Consider the following 19,752-nt stretch of genomic DNA (forward strand, 5'->3'; position numbering starts at 1 on the left):
GATGTCTCGAACAAACTTTCGCGAAACTATCGCAAAACTATCGGAGTTCTGGACATTTACTCGATCGGAGCGTAGCCATACGTATGTTGTCTGACTCGTCGATGAGTGAGAGGTGACGCCGGTGCCCGAGGTGATCAGCGCGATCGAAGCCGTGGACGTGCGTTTCCCGACTTCGCTGAGCCTGGACGGGTCGGACGCGATGAACCCGGAACCCGACTATTCCGCCGCGTACGTCACGATCCGGACCAGCGCGGGCGAGGAGGGCTACGGCCTCGCGTTCACCGTCGGCCGCGGCAACGACGTGCAGGTCGCCGCCGTCCGGGCCCTGGTGCCCCTGGTCGTGGGCATGCCGGTGGACGACGCGCTCGCCGACCTCGGGGGCTTCTCCCGCCGGCTGACCGGTGACAGCCAGCTCCGGTGGCTGGGTCCCGACAAGGGCGCGATCCACATGGCCGCGGCGGCGATCGTCAACGCCGCGTGGGACCTGCGCGCGCGCCGCGAAGGCAAGCCGGTCTGGCGGGTGCTCGCGGAGATGTCCCCGGCGGACCTCGTCGACCTGGTCGACTTCCGGTACCTCAAGGAAGCGCTTACCCCCGGCGACGCGCTGGACATCCTCCGCCGCGCCGAGCCGGGCCGGGCCGCGCGCCAGGCCGAGCTACTCGCGGCCGGCTTCCCCGCCTACACCACGACTCCCGGCTGGCTCGGCTACTCGCCGGAGAAGCTGGCGACGCTCGCGTCGAAGGCGGTCCGGGACGGGTTCACCCAGATCAAGCTCAAGGTCGGGGCCGATCTCGACGAGGACGTCCGGCGCCTGCGGCTGGCGCGCGAGGTCGTCGGGCCGGACGTGCGGATCGCCATCGACGCCAACCAGGCCTGGGGAGTCGCCCAGGCCATCGCCTGGCTGCGGCCGCTGGCGGAGTTCGACCCGTACTGGATCGAGGAGCCGACCTCGCCCGACGACGTGCTCGGCCACGCCGCGATCCGCCGGGCGGTCGCGCCGATCAAGGTGGCCACCGGGGAGCACACCCACAACGCGGTGATGTTCAAGCAGCTGCTGCAGGCGGAGGCGATCGACATCCTCCAGCTCGACGCGAGCCGGGTCGCCGGCGTCACCGAGAACATCGCGATCCTGTTGCTGGCCGCGAAGTTCGGCGTGCCGGTGTGCCCGCACGCCGGTGGGGTCGGGCTCTGCGAGATGGTGCAGCACCTGGCGATGTTCGACTTCGTCGCGGTGAGCGGGACCCACCAGGACCGGGTCATCGAGTACGTCGACCACCTGCACGAGCACTTCGTCGACCCGGTGCGGGTCGAGCGGGGGAGGTACCGGGCGCCGGTCCGGCCCGGCCTCGGCGCCCGCCTGCACACCGAGTCCCTGGCGCGTTACCGGTACCCCGATGGTCCGGCCTGGCACGAAAACACCGTGGTGGTCGCGTGACCACCGGCCCGCGCACCACCCCGCAGCCTGTCAACGAGGAGAGGCCATGAAAATCCGTTACCTGTGCTCGGCCGCGGTCGTCGCGGCCGGCGTGCTCGCCGGCTGCAGCAGCGGCGGCGGTGGCACCGCCGCGTCCGGCAGCACCGTCGTCGGCGTCGACTACCCCCGCTCGGACACCGACTTCTGGAACGCCTACATCAAGTACGTGCCCCGGTTCGCCGGCGAGGACGGGTTCGACCTCAAGACCACGAACTCGCAGAACGACGTCGCCACGCTGACGGCCAACGTGCAGACGATGATCAGCCAGGGCGTGAAGGGCGTCGTCATGGCGCCGCAGGACACCGCGGCGATCATCCCGACGCTGCAGCAGCTGGCCGGGAAGAAGATCCCGGTCGTGTCCGTCGACACCCGGCCCGACCAGGGCGAGGTCTACATGGTCGTCCGGGCGGACAACCGCGCCTACGGCGAAAAGGCCTGCCGGTTCCTCGGCACGAAGCTCGGCGGCCATGGCAAGGTCGTGATGCTGCAGGGCGACCTCGCCTCGATCAACGGGCGCGACCGCACCGAGGCGTTCAACGACTGCATGAAGCAGAACTTCCCCGGCATCACGGTGTTCGGCGAAGCCACCAACTGGGACGCCGGCACCGCGGCGCAGAAACTGCAGACCCGGCTGACGGCGAACCCGGACATCAAGGGCGTCTACATGCAGTCGAGCTTCGCCCTTTCCGGGACGCTGCAGCTGCTGAAGCAGCGGGGCCTGCTCGTCCCGGCGGCCGACCCGAAGCACGTGTTCATCGTGTCCAACGACGGCATCCCCGAAGAGCTCGCGAAGATCCGGGCGGGGGAGATGGACGCGACCGTCTCCCAGCCCGCGGACCTGTTCGCCAAGTACGCGCTGCAGTACCTCAAGGACGCGATCGCGGGCAAGAAGCCGGTGCCGGGCAAGACCGACCACGACAGCACCGTCGTGGCCGTCCGCGACGGCCTGATGGAGGACCAGCTGGCCGCGCCGCTGGTCACCGCGGACGGCGCGACCTTCGGGCCGGTCGCCAGCGTCAAGGTCGACGACCCGTCCCTGTGGGGCAACAGCAAGAGCTGACCGCTCGCGCCGCGGAGGAGGTGGACATGAGTACGGTACCGGTCGTCGAAGCGCGGCAGGTGGTGAAGCGCTACGGCGCCACGGTCGCGTTGGACCACGCCGACCTCACCGTCCTACCGGGACAGACGCACGCCCTCGTCGGCCGCAACGGCGCGGGGAAGTCGACGCTCGTGTCCATCCTCACCGGCCTGGCCGAGCCGGACTCCGGTTCCCTGCTGGTCAACGGCGAGCCGGTACCGGGACTGTCCGATCGGGACAGGTGGCGGTCGCTGGTCGCCTGCGTGTACCAGAAGTCGACGATCATCCCCGAGCTGTCGGTGGCGGAGAACCTGTTCCTCAACCGGCAGGAGACCCGGCGCGGCTTCGTCCGCTGGTCCGCGGTGCGCCGCGCGGCCACCCGGCTGCTCGAACGCTGGTCGGTGGACGTCGACGTCCTGCGGCCCGCGGGGGAGCTCGGCGTCGAGCAGCGGCAGTTCGTCGAGATCGCGCGGGCGCTGTCCTTCGGGGCCCGGTTCGTCATCCTCGACGAACCGACCGCGCAGCTGGACGGGGGCGCCATCACCCGGCTGTTCGGCCACATCGCCGACCTGCAGCGCCAGGGTGTGACGTTCCTGTTCATCAGCCACCACCTGCAGGAGGTCTACGAGATCTGCGACACCGTCACGGTCTTCCGCGACGCCCGGCACGTCCTGACCGCGCCGGTCGCCGAGCTGCCGAAGCCCGACCTCGTCGCCGCGATGACCGGGGAAGACGCCACCCTGTCGGCCGAACGCCCGTCCACGATCCGGCCGGGCGCGCCCGCGATGCTCCAGGTCCGCGACCTGACCCTGGTCCCCGGCTACGAAGGCGTTTCCTTCGACGTCGCGCCGGGGGAGATCGTCGGCCTGGCCGGGGCCGGCGGCAGCGGCAAGACCGAGGTCGCCGAGACGCTGACCGGGCTGCGGGAGGCCGGTTCGGGCACCATCCTCGTCGGGGACCACCGCCCTCGTCCCGGCGACGTCCCGGCGGCACTCGCCGCCGGGATCGGCTTCGTCCCGGAAGACCGGCACCGCCAGGGACTCGTGCCGGAGATGTCGGTCGCGGACAACACCACCCTGTCCGTCATGGACCGGCTGGGCCCGGGCATCTTCGTCCGGTCCGCCCTCCGCGACCGGCTGGCCGGGACGATGATCACCCGGCTGGCAGTGAAGACGCCGGGCCCGGAGCTCGCGGTGTCGGCGCTTTCCGGCGGCAACCAGCAGAAGGTCGTCCTGGCCCGTGCGCTCGCCGGGGATCCCCGCGTGCTCGTGCTGATCGCTCCCACCGCCGGGGTGGACGTGCGGTCGAAGGAGTTCCTGCTCGGCAAGGTGGCGGAAGCCGCGGCCGAGGGCACGGCGGTGCTGATCGCCTCGGACGAGCTGGACGACCTGCGCCTCTGCGACCGCGTGCTCGTCATGGTGCACGGACGGCTGACCGCCGAACTACCCGCCGGCTGGCCGGACCGCGAGGTCGTAGCCGCAATGGAAGGAGTCGACCTCGATGCCTGAAAGCCCGACCGCGCTGCGTGCCGAGGCGCAGACCGAACCCGCCGCCGCGCGACCGCCGCGGCGGATCGCCTTCGCCCGGCTGCGCGACCTCGCGCTCGTGCCCGGGATCATCGCGATCGCCGTGGTGGGCCAGCTGGTGAACCCGGTGTTCCTGCAGTACGACAACGTGATCAACATCCTGCAGACCATGTCGGAGATCGCGTTGCTGGTGCTCGCCCAGACGCTGGTCCTGGTCGTCGGCAAGATGGACCTGTCGCTGGAGTCCACGTTCGGCCTGGCCCCCGGGGTGGCGGCCTGGCTGACGATCGAGGGCGGCCATTCCCTCGGGCTGCTGCCCGCGTGGACCGCGGTGCCCGTGGTGCTCGCGGTCGGGGTGCTCGTCGGGGTGCTCAACGCCCTGCTGATCGTCCGGTTCGGGCTGAGCGGGTTCGTGGTCACCCTCGGCATGCTGATCGTGCTGCGCGGCCTGCTGACCGGGATCTCCGGTGGCCAGACGTTCTTCGGCATGCCCGATTCGATGCTCTACCTCGGCACCACGCTGTGGGCCGGGATCCCGGCGTCCATCTGGATCTGCGTGCTGCTGTTCGCCGGCGGTGTCGTCCTGCTCGGGTACACCCGGTTCGGCCGCAGCCTTTACGCCATCGGCGGCAACGAAGACGCGGCGAAAGCCGCCGGGATCCGGACCGACCGCATCGTGTGGATCGTCCTCATCGGAGCGAGCGTGCTCGCCGCGCTCGGCGGGCTGCTGCTGTCGGGCCGGCTGGCTTCGGTGGCCGCGGCTCAGGGCAACGGCTACATCTTCACCGTGTTCGCCGCGGCGGTGATCGGCGGCGTCAGCCTGAACGGCGGCCGGGGCACGGTGTTCGGTGCCTTCACCGGGATCCTGCTGCTGTACATGATCCAGAACGTGCTGACGCTGGCCGGGGTGCCGGCGCAGTGGATCGGGGCGCTCAACGGCACGATCATCCTGGTCGCGCTGGTGATGTCCCGCATCACCAGCGGCAAGCGGCAGAACTGAGGGTCACCCGTCTTCCAGGTTCGGGAAATCGGCCAGGTGCGCTCGCAGCCAGCGCTCGGAGGTGTCCACGTGCAACAGCGCGGCCGCGGTGGCCAGGGCGGGATCGCGGGCGGCCAGTGCGTCGTGGATCGCCGTGTGCTGGGACAGGGTCTCGTGCGTCGCGCCCCGGTCGATGGTGCCCCGCCAGATCCTCGCCCGCAGCGTCCGGGAGGAGATGCCGTCCAGCAGAGCCGTCAGGGTTTCGTTGCCCGCCGCGGTGACCACTTCCCGGTGGAAGGCGGCATCGAGCACCGTGAGGCGTTCGACGTCCTCGACGGCTTCTTGCATGGCGTCGAGGAGCTCGGCCACGGTGCGGAGCTGGGCGTCGGTGATCCGGGTCGCGGCGAGGCCGGTGGCGGCGGGCTCCAGGAGCCGCCGAACCTCGGTCAGCTCGAGCACGGTGCCGCCCTGCATGAGCGCCACCGCGTTGCCGAGGCCTTCGAGCAGGAGACTGGGCGCGAGGCTCGTGACGTAGGTGCCGTCACCGCGGCGGACTTCGAGAACCCGGGCCAATGCCAGCGCCTTCACCGCTTCCCGGGTGGGACTGCGGGAAATGCCCAGCTCGGTGGCGAGCTCGTGTTCGGGAGGGAGCTTGGCGCCGGCGGGGAACCGCCCGGACCGGACGAACTCCCGGATCCGGTCGATCGCTTCGTCGGTCAGGGACCTCGCCATGGCACTCCTCGGGCGTCGACTGCCGAGATCCTATCATTCGTATGATGATTTCCGAGTTGAGGTCGAGCTATTCGCCGATTTCGACCAGAAAGGCGCTATGGGGAGGCTTAAACATGTGATGCCTTTGGAGTTCGGCTTCCGTGCGCCGCTGAACCGAGCGCCTTCTCGAGCACCCGAAGGAAAGCACCGGACCACTCGGGCAAGCCGGGCCGGCCACGGCAGGGCACCATCGCGCCGTCGACGACATCGGGCGCGTCGGTGCCCGCCTGCTCCACGTCCGGGAGCTCCCGGTCGAAGAAGCGCGTGACGATCTCCTAGCGCAATGTCCACCGCTGGTTGGCCTGCCCGCCGCAGGTCCACAGGACCAGCTGGGTGCCGTTGGCGGTGCCCTGCCCGTACGCGTCGAGGCAGAGACCCGACTGGACGCCGGTGATCGTGCCGTTCGCGTTCACGGTCCACTGCTGGTTGGCCTGCCCGTGGCAGTCCCAGACGATCACCGGGGTGCCGTTGGCCGTCCCGTGGCCGGACGCGTCGAGGCACTTCGACCCGCCGACGGTCAGCGTCCGGCCCAGCGGAGTCCACGCTTGGCCGGCTTGCCCGCCGCAGTCCTGCAGCCGCACCTGGGTTCCGTTGGCGGCGCTCGCGGCGTCCGCGCACCGGCCCGACTGCGCGCCGACGATCTGCCGCGCCGAGGAGGTCCCGGGGGTGCCGATGCTCCCTGACACGGACTGCAGCGCACCGAACCAGGTGGCGGCCATTTTGTCGTACCCGGTGGCTGTGGGGTGGATGCCGTCGATCAGGTCGCCGGTGGTCACCGCGGAGTGCATGTCCACCAGGTGCACGTGCTTCCCGGCGTTCTGGTTGTTCGCGACGATCCCGGGGATCGCGGAGTTGAACGTGCGGACGGCCGACTCCTGCCCGGAGTCGGCACCGGTGAGCTTCAGCGGGGCCGAGAGCCGGTAGGTGCCGCCGGCGAGCTGCACGACCACGTCACCGGCCGCCGATCGGGCGCGGGCCAGCTGCTGGGCCTTCGCCGGGGTGGCGACCGGCCGGCCGGGGGTGCCGGGGTCGGCGTCGTCGCCGGTGGGTGCCACGGTGATGGTGACCGTCGCGGCGTGGGCGGGCGGCGTGGCCACCGCGGTCACCACGAGGGCGGTGACGAGCGCGGCGGCCACGGAACCGGAGCGCGGCGGCATGGCGGCTACCTTCCCTGGGGACGGCGATGGGTGTGACCCATGCCCGACCATGGTCCCCGGGGCGCCGGAGGATGAGCACGGGCCTCGCGCCGCTCGACTTTCCGCCTGCGGGAACGCATGTAAGTTTCATCCCGGATCCGCTGCTGTTGACTCGGTAACCGGGTCGCGAGGTACAGTCACTGGCCGGCGCCCCTTGAGTCATACTCATCGGGTGACTCGTGGCGAGGAAACCGCACCGCCTGCCCCGTACCGGCCCGGCTACGAAGTGGTGGCCGAGCAGATCCTGCACCTGATCGCCGAGCTGGAACTGAGGCCCGGTGACCGGATGCCGACCGAGGTCGAGCTGGCGGCGCGGATGGGAACCAGCCGGACCGTGGTGCGGGAGGCCGTCAAGATCCTCTCGGCGATCGGCCGGGTACGCGCGCACAAGGGACGTGGGCTGTATGTCTCCGACGACGAGGGCATGCTCGGCGCTTCCCGGTGGGGCGGGTTCTTCCTGCCCGCCGATCTCGACCACGTGTACATGCTTTTCGAGTTCCGCCGGGTCCAGGAGACGGCGGCCGCCCGGCTGGCGGCGACGAACGCCACCCCGGTCGAGCTGCGTGCGATCGAGACCGCCGCCGAGACCTGCCGGCAGGGCCACCTGACCGGACAGAGCGTGGTGTTCGACCGCGGCGACGACGACTTCCACCTCGCCATCGCCACCGCGTCCCACAACCAGTTCCTCGTCGCGGCCGTGCGCGAAGCCCGCCGCCTGCAACGCCAGACGAACATCATCGGGATGTCCGGCGCGGTCGGCGGACACGCCGTGGACGCGGTCGAAGAGCACGCGGCGATCTACCGCGCGATCCGTGACGGCGACCCGGAAGAAGCGGCCCAGGCGGCCGCCGTCCACCTCGACAACACCCTGGAGGACTACCGGCGTGAGATCCGGCGGCGGCTCTTCACCCGGTGAGCAATCCCTCCTTTGTGGACTGTTCAGACCGGCGCGATCCGTTGCGCCGCGTAAGTTTCATCGCGCATTGACCTTCGCCGACGCCGACTTCTATCGTGGATCCAGCCGGTTCGACGACCAGAGGGAGCCGCGCGATGGTGAAGTTCAGAAGCCTGCTCACGTCCTTCGCGATCGGGGCGCTGGTGGTGACAGCCGGTACCGCGCAAGCGGCCGCCCCTGCCGGTGAGACGTCGGCAGCCGCCGGCTGCGGGACCGCTCCCGGCTTGGCGAGCGGCACCCACACGATCTCCAGTGGCGGCCAGAACCGCAGCTACATCCTGCGGATCCCGGCGAACTACGACAGCAGCCATCCGTACCGGCTGTTCGTCGGGCTGCACTGGCTCGGCGGCACGGCCAACGACGTCGACTCCGGCGGGACCGACGGCTACAACTGGTCGTACTACGGGCTCCGGCGGCTCGCGGACACCGCGGGCGACACCACGATCTTCGTGGCGCCCCAGGGCAACGGCAACGGCTGGGCCAATCCCGGTGGCCAGGACGTCACGTTCGTCGACGATCTGCTGAGGCAGCTCGAAGCGGCGTTGTGCGTTGACACGTCACAGGTTTTCGCGGGCGGCTTCAGCTACGGCGGAGCCATGAGCTACGCGCTCGCCTGCGCGCGGCCGGCGGTCTTCCGCGCGGTCGCCGTCTACTCCGGGGCGAACCTCAGCGGCTGCAGTGGTGGCACCCAGCCCGTCGCCTACATCGGCATGCACGGCATCGGCGACAACGTCCTGCCGATCGCGTCCGGGCGGTCGTTGCGCGACCAGTTCGTCCGGAACAACGGCTGCACCGCGCAGAACCCACCGGAGCCCTCGAGCGGCAGCCGGACCCACATCGTCACCGCGTACTCCGGCTGCCGGGCCGGGTACCCGGTGGTCTGGGCCGCGTTCGACGGCGGCCACGACCCCGGCCCGCGCGACGGGTGCGCCTGCAGCGGCTGGCAGACCTGGACCTCCGGCGAGGTGTGGAAGTTCTTCACGCAGTTCGCTTCGTCGACCCCGCCGTCCGGGACGCCGGTGCAGGTCGGGGTGAACTACACCCTGGTGGCCGAGCACAGCGGCAAGCTCCTGGACGTCAGCGGCGTCTCCACCGCGGCCGGCGCCCTGCTCCAGCAGTGGCCGGCCACCGGCGGGCAGAACCAGCAGTTCGACTTCCTCGACTCCGGCGACGGCTACTACCGAGTCCGGGCCCGCCACAGCGGCCTGGTGCTCCAGGTGGCCGGTTCGGGCACCGGCGCGGACATCAGCCAGCAGCCGGACTCGGGGGCCGCCGCCCAGCAGTGGCGCGTGGCCGACCAGGGTGGCGGTGTCGTCGGCCTGGTCAACCGCCTGAGCGGCCTGACGATGGACGTGTGGGGCGCCTCGACCGCCGACGGCGCGCGCATCTCCCAGTGGACGGCCACCGGAGGGGCCAACCAGCGGTTCCGGCTCCAACGCGCCTGAGGCCTCCGCTACCCGGCGGTATCCTCGAGCGGGCCCTGCAAAGACAAAGACGTCTTGGGAGAGCGAACGTGTCGTCCGTCGAGTTGCCCCAGCTCCGTCCGACCCTGGCCGACGTCGCGCGGGCGGCCGGGGTGTCGACCGCCACCGCGTCCCGCGTGCTCAACGGTTTTCCGCGGGTCCGGCCGAAAACGCGCAAGCAGGTGGAGTCGGCGATGTCGGCTCTCGGCTACGCCCGGCAGAGAGCCGCGCGGGCGACGGCGGGGCGCACCGGATCGGTCGCGCTGGTCGTGTGCGAGGAGGTGCTGCGGCTGTTCGCCGATCCCTACTTCGCCCGGATCTCGGCCGGCGCCGGGAAGGAGCTGACCGAGGCGGGCCTGCAGCTCGTCCTGCTCACCGTGCCCGCGACCGAGGACTACCAGGCCCCGGTGGTGCGGTACCTCGACGGCGGCCACGTCGACGGCGCCCTCGTCGTCGGCATGCACGGCCGCCGTCCGCTCGACCTGGACTGGCTCGGCATCCCGGTGGTGTTCGGCGGCCGCCCGGTCCGCGAAGGGGACTGCTCCTCGTACGTCGACGTGGACAACCGGGGCGGTGCGCGGCGGGCCACCCAACGTCTGATCGACGCGGGCCGGCGCACGGTGGCGACCATCGCCGGCCCCCAGGACATGACCGCCGGCGTGGACCGGCTGCTCGGCTACCGGCAGGCGGTGGTCGGCGCCGGTCACGCCGACCGCGGCCTGGTGGTGTTCGGCGACTTCGGCCAGGCCTCCGGCGAGCACGCCACCGTCCGCCTGCTGGATCGCCGGCCGCACGTCGATGCCATCTTCGCCGCCTCCGACATGATGGCGGTCGGCGCGATGCGGGCCCTGCGCCGCGCGGGACGGCGGGTACCCGGCGACGTGGCCGTCATCGGGTTCGACGACCTGCCGATCGGCCGCCGGACGGATCCGCCGCTCACCACCGTCCGCCAGCCGATCGAGGAGATGGGGGCCCGGATGACGGCGGAGCTGCTCGCGATGCTCGGCGGCTCGGCCGCGCCCCGCTGTGCCGTGCTGGACACCAAGCTCGTCCTCCGGGCGACAGCTTAGCTCTTACTGTTAGCGCTAACAATCGCCTGCGGGTGATCCGCAGTGCGCGAAGGAGGATTCGTGACCATTCGAGTCAAGCCGGTGCGCGCCGTCCTGGTGTCGGCCGCGGTGCTGGCGGCCGCGCTGACCGGCGCGGCACCGGCGTCCGCGGCGTCGACGTCCCTCACGAGCGCGGCCTCGGGGCGGTGCCTGAACGTGCCGGGTGGCGTCGACACGGCGGGAACGGCGCTGGAGATCCGGGACTGCACCGGCCAGGCGAGCCAGGTCTTCGAGTTCGGCTCCGCCGGGGAGCTGCGGGCGATGAGCGGGACGCGGTGCGTGGACGCCTACGGCAACCAGACCGCGCCCGGGACGGCGGTGATCATCTGGACCTGCACCGGCGGGGCGAACCAGCAGTGGCGGCAGAACTCCGACGGGACGGTCACCGGCGTCCAGTCGGGGCTGTGCCTCGACGTGAACGGGGCCGGGACGGCCAACGGCACCGCGGTCATCCTCTGGACGTGCCACGGCCAGAGCAACCAGCGGTGGAGCACGAGCACCCCGCCGCCGACCGGCGCGGGCCCGTGCGACATCTACGCGTCGGGCGGTACGCCGTGCATCGCCGCGCACAGCACGGTTCGCGCGCTTTACGGCTCCTACGGCGGAAATCTGTACCAGGTCCGGCGCGCGTCCGACAACACGACCCGCAACGTCGGCGTCGTGGCAGCGGGCGGGGCCGCCGACGCCGCGGGCCAGGACTCCTTCTGTGCCAACACGTCCTGCGTCACCACGGTGGTCTACGACCAGTCCGGCCGGGGGAACGACTTGTGGTACCAAGGGTCGAGCGTGGTGCCCGGGTCCAGCCAGAGCAGTCCGGCGAAGGCGACCACGGAGTCGCTCACGGTCGGCGGCCGGAAGGCGTATTCGCTGTACATCAACCCCGGTAACAGCTACTGGCGAGACGGCCACGCGACCGGCGTGCCCACCGGCAGCGCGCCCGAGGGCATGTACATGGTGACCAGCGGGACGCACGTCAACAGCGGCTGCTGCTTCGACTACGGCAACAGCGAAACGACCCGCAAGGCCGACGCCGCCGGCGCGATGGACGCCCTCAACTTTGGCAAGCAGTGCTGGTTCGGCGGCTGTTCCGGCACCGGCCCGTGGGTGCAGGCCGACCTCGAGTGGGGGCTTTATCCCGGCGGCAGCCAGACGTGGAACCCGAACCAGCGGGCGTTCGGCAGCAAGTTCGTCACGGCGGTGCTGAAGAACAACGGGACGTCGCGGTTCGCGATCAAGGGCAGCGACGCCCAGTCCGGCAGCTTGACGACCCTGTGGGACGGCGGGCTCCCGAGCGGGTACAGCCCGATGAAGAAGCAGGGCGCGATCGTGCTGGGCAGCGGCGGTGACTGCTGCAAGCCGGGCGGGGGCGCGAACCTGAGCGCCGGGACGTTCTACGAAGGGGCGATGGTCGCCGGGTATCCGTCCGATGCGACGGAGAACGCGGTGCAGGCGAACATCGTGGCCGCCGGTTACCGCTGACCCACACGGAGGCCCGGGCCGTCCTCGGACGACCCGGGCCTCCGTGTGGTCAGACGCGGCTCCACCGCTGGTTCGGCTGACCGTTGCAGCTCCACAGGATCGCGTGCGTCCCGTTGGCGGTGGCCGCACCCTCGGCGTCCAGGCACAGTCCGGAATGGACGTTCCGCACCGAGCCGTCCGCACCGAACGTCCACTTCTGGTTGTCCTGCCCGGTGCACGGCCTGCTCGTCACCTGGGCGCCGCTGGTCGTGCCGTCGAGGCACTTGTCGCCGAAGACGCGGACTTCGCCGTTTTCCCAGCTGGTCCAGAGCTGGTTCGCCGCGGTCTGGCAGTCCCAGAGCAGCGTGCCCGCCCCGGCCGCGGTCGAGGCGTTGTCCACGTCGAGACACCGGCTCGAGCCCGCGCCCCGCAGCCGTGACGTCGTGGTGGCGAGCGGGGAACCGCCGGAAACCCGGTACGCCACGACGCCGTGCGCCGGGACGCTCGCGGTGATCGCCCCGCCCGTCGAGGACGTCGCGCCGGTCCACAGGTCGGTCAGCGTGAACGCCGTGCCGGACAGTCCGGCCTGCGCGGCGGTCGTGCTCACGGTGGCCGTCGCACTGCCGCGGTTGAGCAGCCCGACCGCCACCGATCCGTCGGCCAGCGCCTTGGCGAAGATCTCGACGTTGCCGTCGTCGCGCACCCGGCGGCCCCCGGCGCCGAGCCGGTCCTGGTCGACCGCCAGCAGCCGCGGGTTCCGCAGCACCGCGCCGATGTCGGCCGACATCGTGCGGATGTCGTTGCCCGCCATCAGCGGCGCCGCCATGAGCGCCCACAGCGTGAAGTGCGTGCGGGATTCGGTCAGGGACAGCCCGGGCCGGCCGACCACCAGCATGTCCGGGTCGTTCCAGTGCCCCGGACCGGCCTGGGCGGCCAGCGGGGCGGTGACGTCGAGGACGTTGCCCACGCCCATCGGGTAGCTGTTGGTGTTGCCGTTCTGCCAGATGTCCAGCAGGTCCTCGGTGGTGCGCCAGAGGTCCGCCACCTGACCCCAGTCGTACTTGTCGCCGGTGATGGCGTGGTAGCTGTTGGGGTTGATGCTGTAGACGATCGGGCGCCCGGTGGTGCGCACCGCGTCACGCATGACCGTGAACCGGGCGACCTGCTCGTCCCGCGTGCCGGCGGGGGAGCACCAGTCGTACTTCAGGTAGTCCACGCCCCAGGACGCGAACGTGCGCGCGTCCTGGACCTCGTGCCCCGCGCTGCCGGTCGACCCGGGGTAGGTGCCGGTGCGCTGGGCGCAGGTGCGGTCGGTCGGCACCTGGTAGATGCCGAACTTCAAGCCCCGGCCGTGGATGTAGTCGCCCAGGGCCTTCATGCCGCTGGGGAACTTCGACGCGTTGGCGCGCAGCGCGCCCTGGGCGTCGCGTTGCGGGTCGAACCAGCAGTCGTCGACCACGACGTACTGGTAACCCGCGTCCTTCATCCCGGACGAGACCATCGCGTCGGCGGCCTGGCGGATGGCGGTCTCGGTGACGCCGCAGCCGAAGCTGTTCCAGCTGTTCCAGCCCAGCGGCGGGGTGAGCGCCGGGCTGCCGGGCGCGGCTGTGGCGGACGTCGGCACGGTGAGCACGGCCAGTGCGGTGGCCGCGGCGGTGAGCAGGTGACGCGGTCGAACGGGCATCGTCGCCCCTTTCCAGGAGTCGTCAGGCGGCGAACTGCCACCAGTTCAGGTTGAACAGGTAGCCGCTGCCGCCGGTGAACCGGAGGTACAGGTCGTGGGTTCCGGTGGCGCCGCTCACCGGGCAGGACACGCTCGTCCAGGTCTGCCAGCCGCCGGTGCCCCCGACGGTGCAGCTGCCGGCCAGGGTGCCCGCGGTGCTGTCCAGCCGCAGCTCGATCCGCCCGCCGGCCGCCGCGGAAGCGACTCGCGCCGTGAAGGACCGGGCGCCGGAACCGAAAGCGGCGCCCTTGACCTTGATCCAGTCACCGTTCTCGAGGTAGCCGACGTTCATCCCGCCCTCGGTGGACGGCTCGGTCTCGACGCCGGACTCCCAGGCGATCGTCTCGGCTTCCTGCCGCGTGTACGGGTTCAGCGTGCCGACCTGCGGCGCGCCCGTGGTGCTCATGCCGATCGTGGGGATGGAGCCGTCGGAGTTGTAGGTGAACTTCTCCACGGCGACTGAGCGCGTGTAGCCGCTGCCGCCAGGCAAAGCGCCGTTGTGGTAGAAGAAGTAGGAGTTCCCGGCGAAGTCGATGACCCCTGGGTGGTTGGTGAAGCTGCTGCCCTGGGTGGGCATGACCGTCCCGCGGTAGGTCCACGGCCCGGTCGGGCCGGGCGCGGTCGAGTAGGCGATGAACTCGGAACAGCACTTCGCCGCGAACACGTTGTAGTACAAGCCGTTGCGCTTGTAGACCCAGGGTCCTTCCTCGAACAGCGTCGGCCGGCTCGCGTTCCCCGTGCGCGTGCCGAACCCGGCGGTCGTGAGCGGGATCTGGTTCACCCCACCGGAGTAGGAGATCATGTCGGCGTTGAGCTTGACGTACCACAGGTGCGGGTTGCCCCAGTACAGGTACGCCTGCCCGTCGTCGTCGATGAACACCGTCGGGTCGAACTCACCGTTGGCGACGAGCGGGTGCCCGAGGGCGTCGTGGAACGGCCCGGTGGGGCTGTCCGCCACGGCCACGCCGATGGCCATCGCGCCGGTCGCCCGGACCGTCATCGGGACGTACCAGTAGAACTTGCCGTTGCGGTAGACGGTTTGGCCCGCCCAGGCGTTGGCGCTCGCCCAGGAGAAGCTCGCGAGGTTCAACGGCGAACCGTGGTCGGTCCAGTTCACCATGTCCGCCGACGACCACACCCGCCATTCCTTCATGGTGAAGTACGTCGAGGCGTCTTCGTCGTGGCCGGTGTAGAGGTAGACGCGGCCGTTGTACACCAGCGGCGCGGGATCGGCGGTGTAGATGGTCTGGACGATCGGGTTGTCGGCCCTGGCGACGGCCGGGACCAGGCCCAGCGCGCACAGCAGCGCGACGACCAGGGTGCGGGTGCGCCGGCGTCGGGCGGTCGTCGAAGCGACTTTCACGGGTGCTCCTTCGGGTTTAGGTCACCGTTGCTCGCGCTCCGAGGCCAGGCGAAAAGCAGTGTGGCACGCGGGTGTTCACGCTCACAAGCATTCGTCGCAGCGCATGAAAGTTACACGCCGTCCGCGCGGTGCACGCTGGGAATTCGCGGCAGTCCGCGGGTTCGAGCGGGGGGAAAACTTGACCGCTGGTAGCGCCGGAGCTTAAACAGATCGTGTTAGCGCTAACTTAATCGGCGTCGAGGAGGCTTCCCGATATGCCCGAGTTCAGCCGTCGCACAGCACTGGGCCTGATCACGGTGGGCGGCGCGGCGGCGGCCGGTCTCCTCCGCGGCGGGATCGCCTCGGCCACCGCCGGGCCGAGCAGCTACACACCCACCTGGACGTCGGTCGACCAGCACCCGCCCGCGGCGGAGTGGTTCCAGGACGCCAAGTTCGGCATCTACTTCCACTCGGGTGTGTTCAGCGTCCCCGCGTTCGGCAACGAGTGGTACCCGCGGAACATGTACGTCAGCGGGTCCAGCGAGAACAACCACCACAAGGCCGTGTACGGCGATCCGTCGGCGTGGCCGTACCACAACTTCGTCAACGGGGCCCGCGACAAGGCCGGCAACTGGGTGCAGTTCGCGCCGAAGCTCAAGTCCGCGGGCGGCACCTTCGACCCGGCGGAGTGGGCGCAGCTGTTCGCCGACGCCGGCGCGAAGTTCGCCGGGCCGGTCGCCGAGCACCACGACGGCTTCTCGATGTGGAACAGCGCCGTCAACGAGTGGAACTCGGTGGCCAAGGGGCCGCGGCTGGACCTGGTGCGGCTGCACGCCGACGCGATCCGGGCCCGGGGCCTGAAGTTCATGGTTTCGCTGCACCACGCCTACCACTTCACCGGCTACTACGACCACGTGCCCACGCAGTCCGATTCCAGTCTGCGCAAGCTGTACGGCCAGCTGGGCTCGGCGGCGGAGAACCAGCTCTGGTACGACAAGCTGGCCGAGGTGATCGACGGCTACCAGCCGGATCTGCTCTGGCAGGACTTCAACCTGCCCCGCGTCGACGAGTCTCGGCGGCTGAACTTTCTTGCGTACTACTACAACAAAGCCGTCGCGTGGAACAAGGACGTCGTCGCGACCTACAAGGACGGGTTCGACAACCGGGGTGAGGTCTTCGACTTCGAGCGCGGCGGGCCGGGCGACATCCAGAACCCGTACTGGCTGACCGACGACAGCATCTCCAGCTCCAGCTGGTGCTACACGACCGGCATCGGCTACTACTCGATGAAGGCGATGCTGCATTCGCTGATCGACCGCGTCAGCAAGAACGGCACCATGCTGCTGAACATCGCGCCGATGGCCGACGGCACCATCCCGTCCGGGCAGCGGACCATCCTGCTCGGCATCGGCGACTACCTCGCCCGCTTCGGGGAGTCGATCTACGCCACCCGCGCGTGGTCGGCCTACGGCGAGGGCCCGACGCAGATGGGTGGCGGTTCCTTCACGACACCCCGCGAGGGCACCAACCGGGACATCCGCTTCACCCGCAGCAAGGACAACACCGTGCTGTACGCCACGGTCCTGGGCTGGCCGAGCGGCACGCTGGACATCACGACGCTCGGGTCGGGCCGGATCAACCTCGGCTCGCTGAAGTCCGTGCAGCTGCTCGGCGCCACCGCCGGGTCCTCCACCGACCTGCCCGACCGCACCCAGGACGGCTCCGGGCTGCACATCCGGCTGCCGTCGGCGCCGTTCAGCGCCCCGGCGTACGTGGTGAAGCTGACGTTCTCCGGCCAGATCCCGGCCCTGGGCTCGGGCCCGGTCCCGACGAGCTGGGTGCGGATCGCCAACGTCACGACGGGCCTGGTGCTCGACAGCGGCGGGACCGTCGCGGCCGGGTCGGTGCTCAAGCAGTGGTCCTACGACGGTTCCACCAACCTGCACTGGCAGCTGGTCGACCTGGGCACCGGCTACCACCGGATCGTCAACCGCACCAACGGCATGGTCGCCGACAGCGGCGGCCGGACCGGCAACGGCGTCAACGCCGTGCAGTCGGCCTGGACCGGCAGCGACAACCAGCAGTGGCGGCTGGCCGCGCTCGGCAACGGCCGCTACCAGATCGTCAACCGGGCCACCGGCACCGCGCTCGACGGCGCGGGCAGCACGACGGCCGGCTCGCCGGTCGTCCTGTGGGCCCCGAACGGCAGCACCAACAACCAGTGGACGTTCACAGCCGTCTGATCCCCCTTCGTCGGAAGAGAGAACTGCCATGCCCCGAACCCTGCTGCGGCGGGCGCGAGCCGCGGTGGTCGCCACCGTCGTCCTGGCCGCCGGCGCGGTGGCCGGCGCAGCGCCCGCCGAAGCCGCCACCTCGATCACGATCAACGGCGGGTCGGCCGGGCGCACGTTCGACGGCGTCGGCGCGGTCAGCGGCGGCGGGGGCAACAGCCGTCTGCTGATCGACTACCCCGAGCCCCAGCGCGGCCAGATCCTCGACTACCTCTTCAAGCCGGGGTACGGCGCCGCGCTGCAGATCCTCAAGGTGGAGATGGGCGGCGACACCAACTCCACCAGCGGCGCGGAACCCAGCCACGCGCACTTCCGCGGTGACCTGGACTGCAACCGCGGGTACGAGTGGTGGCTCATGGAGCAGGCCAAGGCGCGCAACCCCGGTATCAAGCTGGTCGGCCTGCCGTGGGGCGCACCGGGCTGGATCGGCAACGGCACGTTCTTCTCCGACGACCTCACCGGCTACTACCTTTCGTGGCTCGGGTGCGCCAAACAGCACGGGCTCACGATCGACTACCTCACCAGCGTCCAGAACGAGAAGCAGTGGAGCGCGGACTGGACCGTGACCTTGCGCAATGCGCTCAACGCCAACGGGTACAGCGCGGTCAAGGTCATCTCCGGCGACTCGTGGCCGGGGGACTGGGGACCCGCGAGCGCGATCTCGACGAACACGGCCTACCGCAACGCCACCGACGTGCTCAGCGCCCATTACACGTGCGGCTACCTCAGCGCGCAGACGTCGTGCAGCGTCCCCTCGAGCGTCACCGGCACCGGCAAGACGCTGTGGTCGAGCGAAAACGGTTCCCAGGACTACAACGACGGCGCCAAGCCACTGGCCCGCGGCATCAACCGCGTCTACCTCGACGGCAAGATGACCGCCTACCTCAACTGGGACCTCATCGCCGCCACCACGCCGAACATCCCTTGGCCCACCGTGGGCCTGATCCTGGCCAACCAGCCGTGGTCGGGGTACTACTCGGTCGGCAAGGACGCCTGGGCGCTGGCGCACACCACGCAGTTCACCGCACCCGGCTGGAAGTACCTCGACACCGCCAGCGGCTACCTCGGCGGCAACCGCGCCAACGGCAGCTACGTCTCGCTGAGGTCCCCGAGCACCGGTGACTACAGCACGGTCATCGAGACGATGGACGCCACTGCGGCCCAGACGCTGAACCTGAACGTCACCGGCGGGCTGTCCACGGGCCAGGTGCACGTGTGGGCGACCAACCTGAACTCCAACAACCCCGCGGACTTCTTCAAGCACACGGCCGACATCACGCCGTCCGGCGGCGCGTTCTCGCTCACCGCCCAGCCGGGGTACCTCTACACGATCACGACCACCACCGGACAGGGCAAGGGCACGGCGGCCGGCCCGTCGCAGGGTTCGCTGAACCTGCCCTACAGCGACGACTTCGACGGGTACGCGACCGGCAAGGAAGCCAAGTACCTGATGGACATGGAGGGTGCCTTCGAGACATCCGCCTGCGGTGCCGGCCGCTCCGGCACCTGCGTGCGCCAGGCCGCGCCGCAGAAGACGATCCCCTGGAAGAAGTTCGTCGATCCCTACGCGCTGCTGGGCAACATCGCCTGGAGCACCTACACGGTCAACGCGGACGTGCTGCTGGAGAAGTCCGGGTCGGTCCAGCTGCTCGGCCGGGTCGGCTCGCAGGACACGGGCAACCAGGGCGCGGTGAACGCGTACTACCTGCGGATCAGCGACGCCGGCGCGTGGTCGATCCAGCGCAACAACACCAGCCAGCAGGTCACGACGCTGCGCAGCGGCACGACGACCGCGCTGGGCACCAACCGCTGGCACAAGCTGTCCCTGGGCTTCTCCGGCAGCACCATCACCGCTTCGCTCGACGGCGCCGTGCTCGGCACGGTCACCGACGGCACCTTCCCGGCCGGCCAGGCCGGGATCGGCACGAGCACGGGGGAGACCGCCCAGTTCGACAACCTCGCCGTGACCGGCACGGGCGGCGGGTCGACGTCGGTGCTGCGCAACACGGGCTCCGGCCGCTGCCTCGACGTCCCCAACGTGTCCCAGACGAACGGCACCCAGGTCGCGCTGTGGGACTGCAACGGCGGCGGCAACCAGCAGTGGACGCTCACCTCCGGGAAGCAGCTCCTGGTGTACGGCGCCAAGTGCCTCGACGCCGAAGGCACGAGCACCACGGCCGGCACCCGCGCGATCATCTGGGACTGCACGGGCGGCACCAACCAGCAGTGGAACGCCAACACCGACGGCACGATCACCGGTGTCCCATCAGGACTCTGCCTCGGCCCGAGCGGCGCCGCGAACAGCGCGCCGGTGACCCTGCAGGCCTGCACGGGCAGCGACGCCCAGAAGTGGACACGAAGCTAGCAGCATCTCGTCCGGACAAAGG

14 protein-coding genes are annotated in these 19,752 nt (G+C 70.4%); 10 read left to right on the forward strand and 4 right to left on the reverse strand.

Annotated features, from left to right (window positions below; all coding sequences use genetic code 11):
- Window positions 1–112 precede the first annotated feature (112 nt).
- Genes ACZ7OU_RS22320 through ACZ7OU_RS22335 form a run of 4 tightly spaced genes read left to right on the forward strand, consistent with a single transcriptional unit; the run spans window position 113 to window position 5,078 of the window.
- Window positions 113–1,435, forward strand: a complete 1,323-nt coding sequence (locus tag ACZ7OU_RS22320) for an enolase C-terminal domain-like protein (RefSeq protein WP_470238193.1) — start codon at window positions 113–115, stop codon at window positions 1,433–1,435.
- Window positions 1,436–1,481: 46 nt separating this feature from the next.
- A complete protein-coding gene (locus ACZ7OU_RS22325; protein WP_470256495.1) occupies window positions 1,482–2,534 on the forward strand; it encodes a sugar ABC transporter substrate-binding protein in 1,053 nt (350 codons plus the stop codon).
- Between the two features lie 26 nt (window positions 2,535–2,560).
- Window positions 2,561–4,060 (forward strand): sugar ABC transporter ATP-binding protein, encoded by a 1,500-nt coding sequence (locus ACZ7OU_RS22330; RefSeq protein WP_470256496.1) that lies wholly within the window; start codon window positions 2,561–2,563, stop codon window positions 4,058–4,060.
- A complete protein-coding gene (locus ACZ7OU_RS22335) occupies window positions 4,053–5,078 on the forward strand; it encodes an ABC transporter permease (RefSeq protein ID WP_470256497.1) in 1,026 nt (341 codons plus the stop codon). Before ACZ7OU_RS22330 ends, ACZ7OU_RS22335 begins: the two co-directional genes overlap by 8 nt.
- Window positions 5,079–5,081: 3 nt before the next feature.
- Here ACZ7OU_RS22335 and ACZ7OU_RS22340 read toward each other — a convergent pair whose 3' ends face one another.
- Together ACZ7OU_RS22340 and ACZ7OU_RS22345 are read right to left on the reverse strand one after the other, a co-directional pair.
- A complete protein-coding gene (locus ACZ7OU_RS22340; RefSeq protein ID WP_470238189.1) occupies window positions 5,082–5,789 on the reverse strand; it encodes a FadR/GntR family transcriptional regulator in 708 nt (235 codons plus the stop codon).
- Window positions 5,790–6,103: 314 nt separating this feature from the next.
- On the reverse strand, window positions 6,104–6,985 hold the full coding sequence (locus ACZ7OU_RS22345; protein WP_470256498.1) for an RICIN domain-containing protein: 882 nt from the start codon (window positions 6,983–6,985) through the stop codon (window positions 6,104–6,106).
- 211 nt (window positions 6,986–7,196) lie between these two features.
- Between ACZ7OU_RS22345 and ACZ7OU_RS22350 the strand changes: the two genes are divergently transcribed.
- The 4 genes from ACZ7OU_RS22350 to ACZ7OU_RS22365 all read left to right on the forward strand — a co-directional run bounded on the left by ACZ7OU_RS22350 (window position 7,197) and on the right by ACZ7OU_RS22365 (window position 12,030).
- On the forward strand, window positions 7,197–7,940 hold the full coding sequence (locus tag ACZ7OU_RS22350) for a FadR/GntR family transcriptional regulator (protein ID WP_470256499.1): 744 nt from the start codon (window positions 7,197–7,199) through the stop codon (window positions 7,938–7,940).
- Between the two features lie 134 nt (window positions 7,941–8,074).
- On the forward strand, window positions 8,075–9,424 hold the full coding sequence (locus ACZ7OU_RS22355) for an RICIN domain-containing protein (RefSeq protein ID WP_470256500.1): 1,350 nt from the start codon (window positions 8,075–8,077) through the stop codon (window positions 9,422–9,424).
- Between the two features lie 68 nt (window positions 9,425–9,492).
- On the forward strand, window positions 9,493–10,512 hold the full coding sequence (locus ACZ7OU_RS22360; RefSeq protein WP_470238184.1) for a LacI family DNA-binding transcriptional regulator: 1,020 nt from the start codon (window positions 9,493–9,495) through the stop codon (window positions 10,510–10,512).
- Between the two features lie 60 nt (window positions 10,513–10,572).
- On the forward strand, window positions 10,573–12,030 hold the full coding sequence (locus ACZ7OU_RS22365; RefSeq protein ID WP_470256501.1) for an arabinofuranosidase catalytic domain-containing protein: 1,458 nt from the start codon (window positions 10,573–10,575) through the stop codon (window positions 12,028–12,030).
- Between the two features lie 49 nt (window positions 12,031–12,079).
- Here the strand turns inward: ACZ7OU_RS22365 and ACZ7OU_RS22370 are convergent, their stop codons facing one another.
- Together ACZ7OU_RS22370 and ACZ7OU_RS22375 are read right to left on the reverse strand one after the other, a co-directional pair.
- On the reverse strand, window positions 12,080–13,693 hold the full coding sequence (locus ACZ7OU_RS22370; RefSeq protein WP_470256502.1) for a glycoside hydrolase family 27 protein: 1,614 nt from the start codon (window positions 13,691–13,693) through the stop codon (window positions 12,080–12,082).
- A 22-nt stretch (window positions 13,694–13,715) separates the two neighbouring features.
- The gene (locus ACZ7OU_RS22375; RefSeq protein WP_470256503.1) at window positions 13,716–15,095 is read right to left on the reverse strand and encodes a glycoside hydrolase family 43 protein; all 1,380 of its coding nucleotides are present in this window, start codon (window positions 15,093–15,095) and stop codon (window positions 13,716–13,718) included.
- A 254-nt stretch (window positions 15,096–15,349) separates the two neighbouring features.
- Here ACZ7OU_RS22375 and ACZ7OU_RS22380 point away from each other — a divergent pair, with 254 nt between their 5' ends.
- Both ACZ7OU_RS22380 and ACZ7OU_RS22385 read left to right on the forward strand, forming a co-directional pair.
- Entirely contained in the window at window positions 15,350–17,317 is a 1,968-nt protein-coding gene (locus ACZ7OU_RS22380; protein WP_470256504.1) for an alpha-L-fucosidase, read from the forward strand.
- Window positions 17,318–17,345: 28 nt separating this feature from the next.
- Complete coding sequence (locus ACZ7OU_RS22385) at window positions 17,346–19,730, forward strand: ricin-type beta-trefoil lectin domain protein (RefSeq protein ID WP_470256505.1); 2,385 nt, start codon at window positions 17,346–17,348, stop codon at window positions 19,728–19,730.
- Window positions 19,731–19,752 lie beyond the last annotated feature (22 nt).

This window comes from Amycolatopsis sp. NPDC114505 (genome assembly GCF_055633615.1).

What these genes read in the sequence shown, in the direction of transcription:
- ACZ7OU_RS22325 (WP_470256495.1), top strand. Translation starts at nt 1,482, where the DNA reads ATGAAAATCCGTTACCTGTGCTCGGCCGCGGTCGTCGCGGCCGGCGTG.
- ACZ7OU_RS22330 (WP_470256496.1), top strand. Translation starts at nt 2,561, where the DNA reads ATGAGTACGGTACCGGTCGTCGAAGCGCGGCAGGTGGTGAAGCGCTAC.
- ACZ7OU_RS22335 (WP_470256497.1), top strand. Translation starts at nt 4,053, where the DNA reads ATGCCTGAAAGCCCGACCGCGCTGCGTGCCGAGGCGCAGACCGAACCC.
- ACZ7OU_RS22340 (WP_470238189.1), bottom strand. Translation starts at nt 5,789, where the DNA reads ATGGCGAGGTCCCTGACCGACGAAGCGATCGACCGGATCCGGGAGTTC.
- ACZ7OU_RS22345 (WP_470256498.1), bottom strand. Translation starts at nt 6,985, where the DNA reads ATGCCGCCGCGCTCCGGTTCCGTGGCCGCCGCGCTCGTCACCGCCCTC.
- ACZ7OU_RS22355 (WP_470256500.1), top strand. Translation starts at nt 8,075, where the DNA reads ATGGTGAAGTTCAGAAGCCTGCTCACGTCCTTCGCGATCGGGGCGCTG.
- ACZ7OU_RS22370 (WP_470256502.1), bottom strand. Translation starts at nt 13,693, where the DNA reads ATGCCCGTTCGACCGCGTCACCTGCTCACCGCCGCGGCCACCGCACTG.
- ACZ7OU_RS22380 (WP_470256504.1), top strand. Translation starts at nt 15,350, where the DNA reads ATGCCCGAGTTCAGCCGTCGCACAGCACTGGGCCTGATCACGGTGGGC.
- ACZ7OU_RS22385 (WP_470256505.1), top strand. Translation starts at nt 17,346, where the DNA reads ATGCCCCGAACCCTGCTGCGGCGGGCGCGAGCCGCGGTGGTCGCCACC.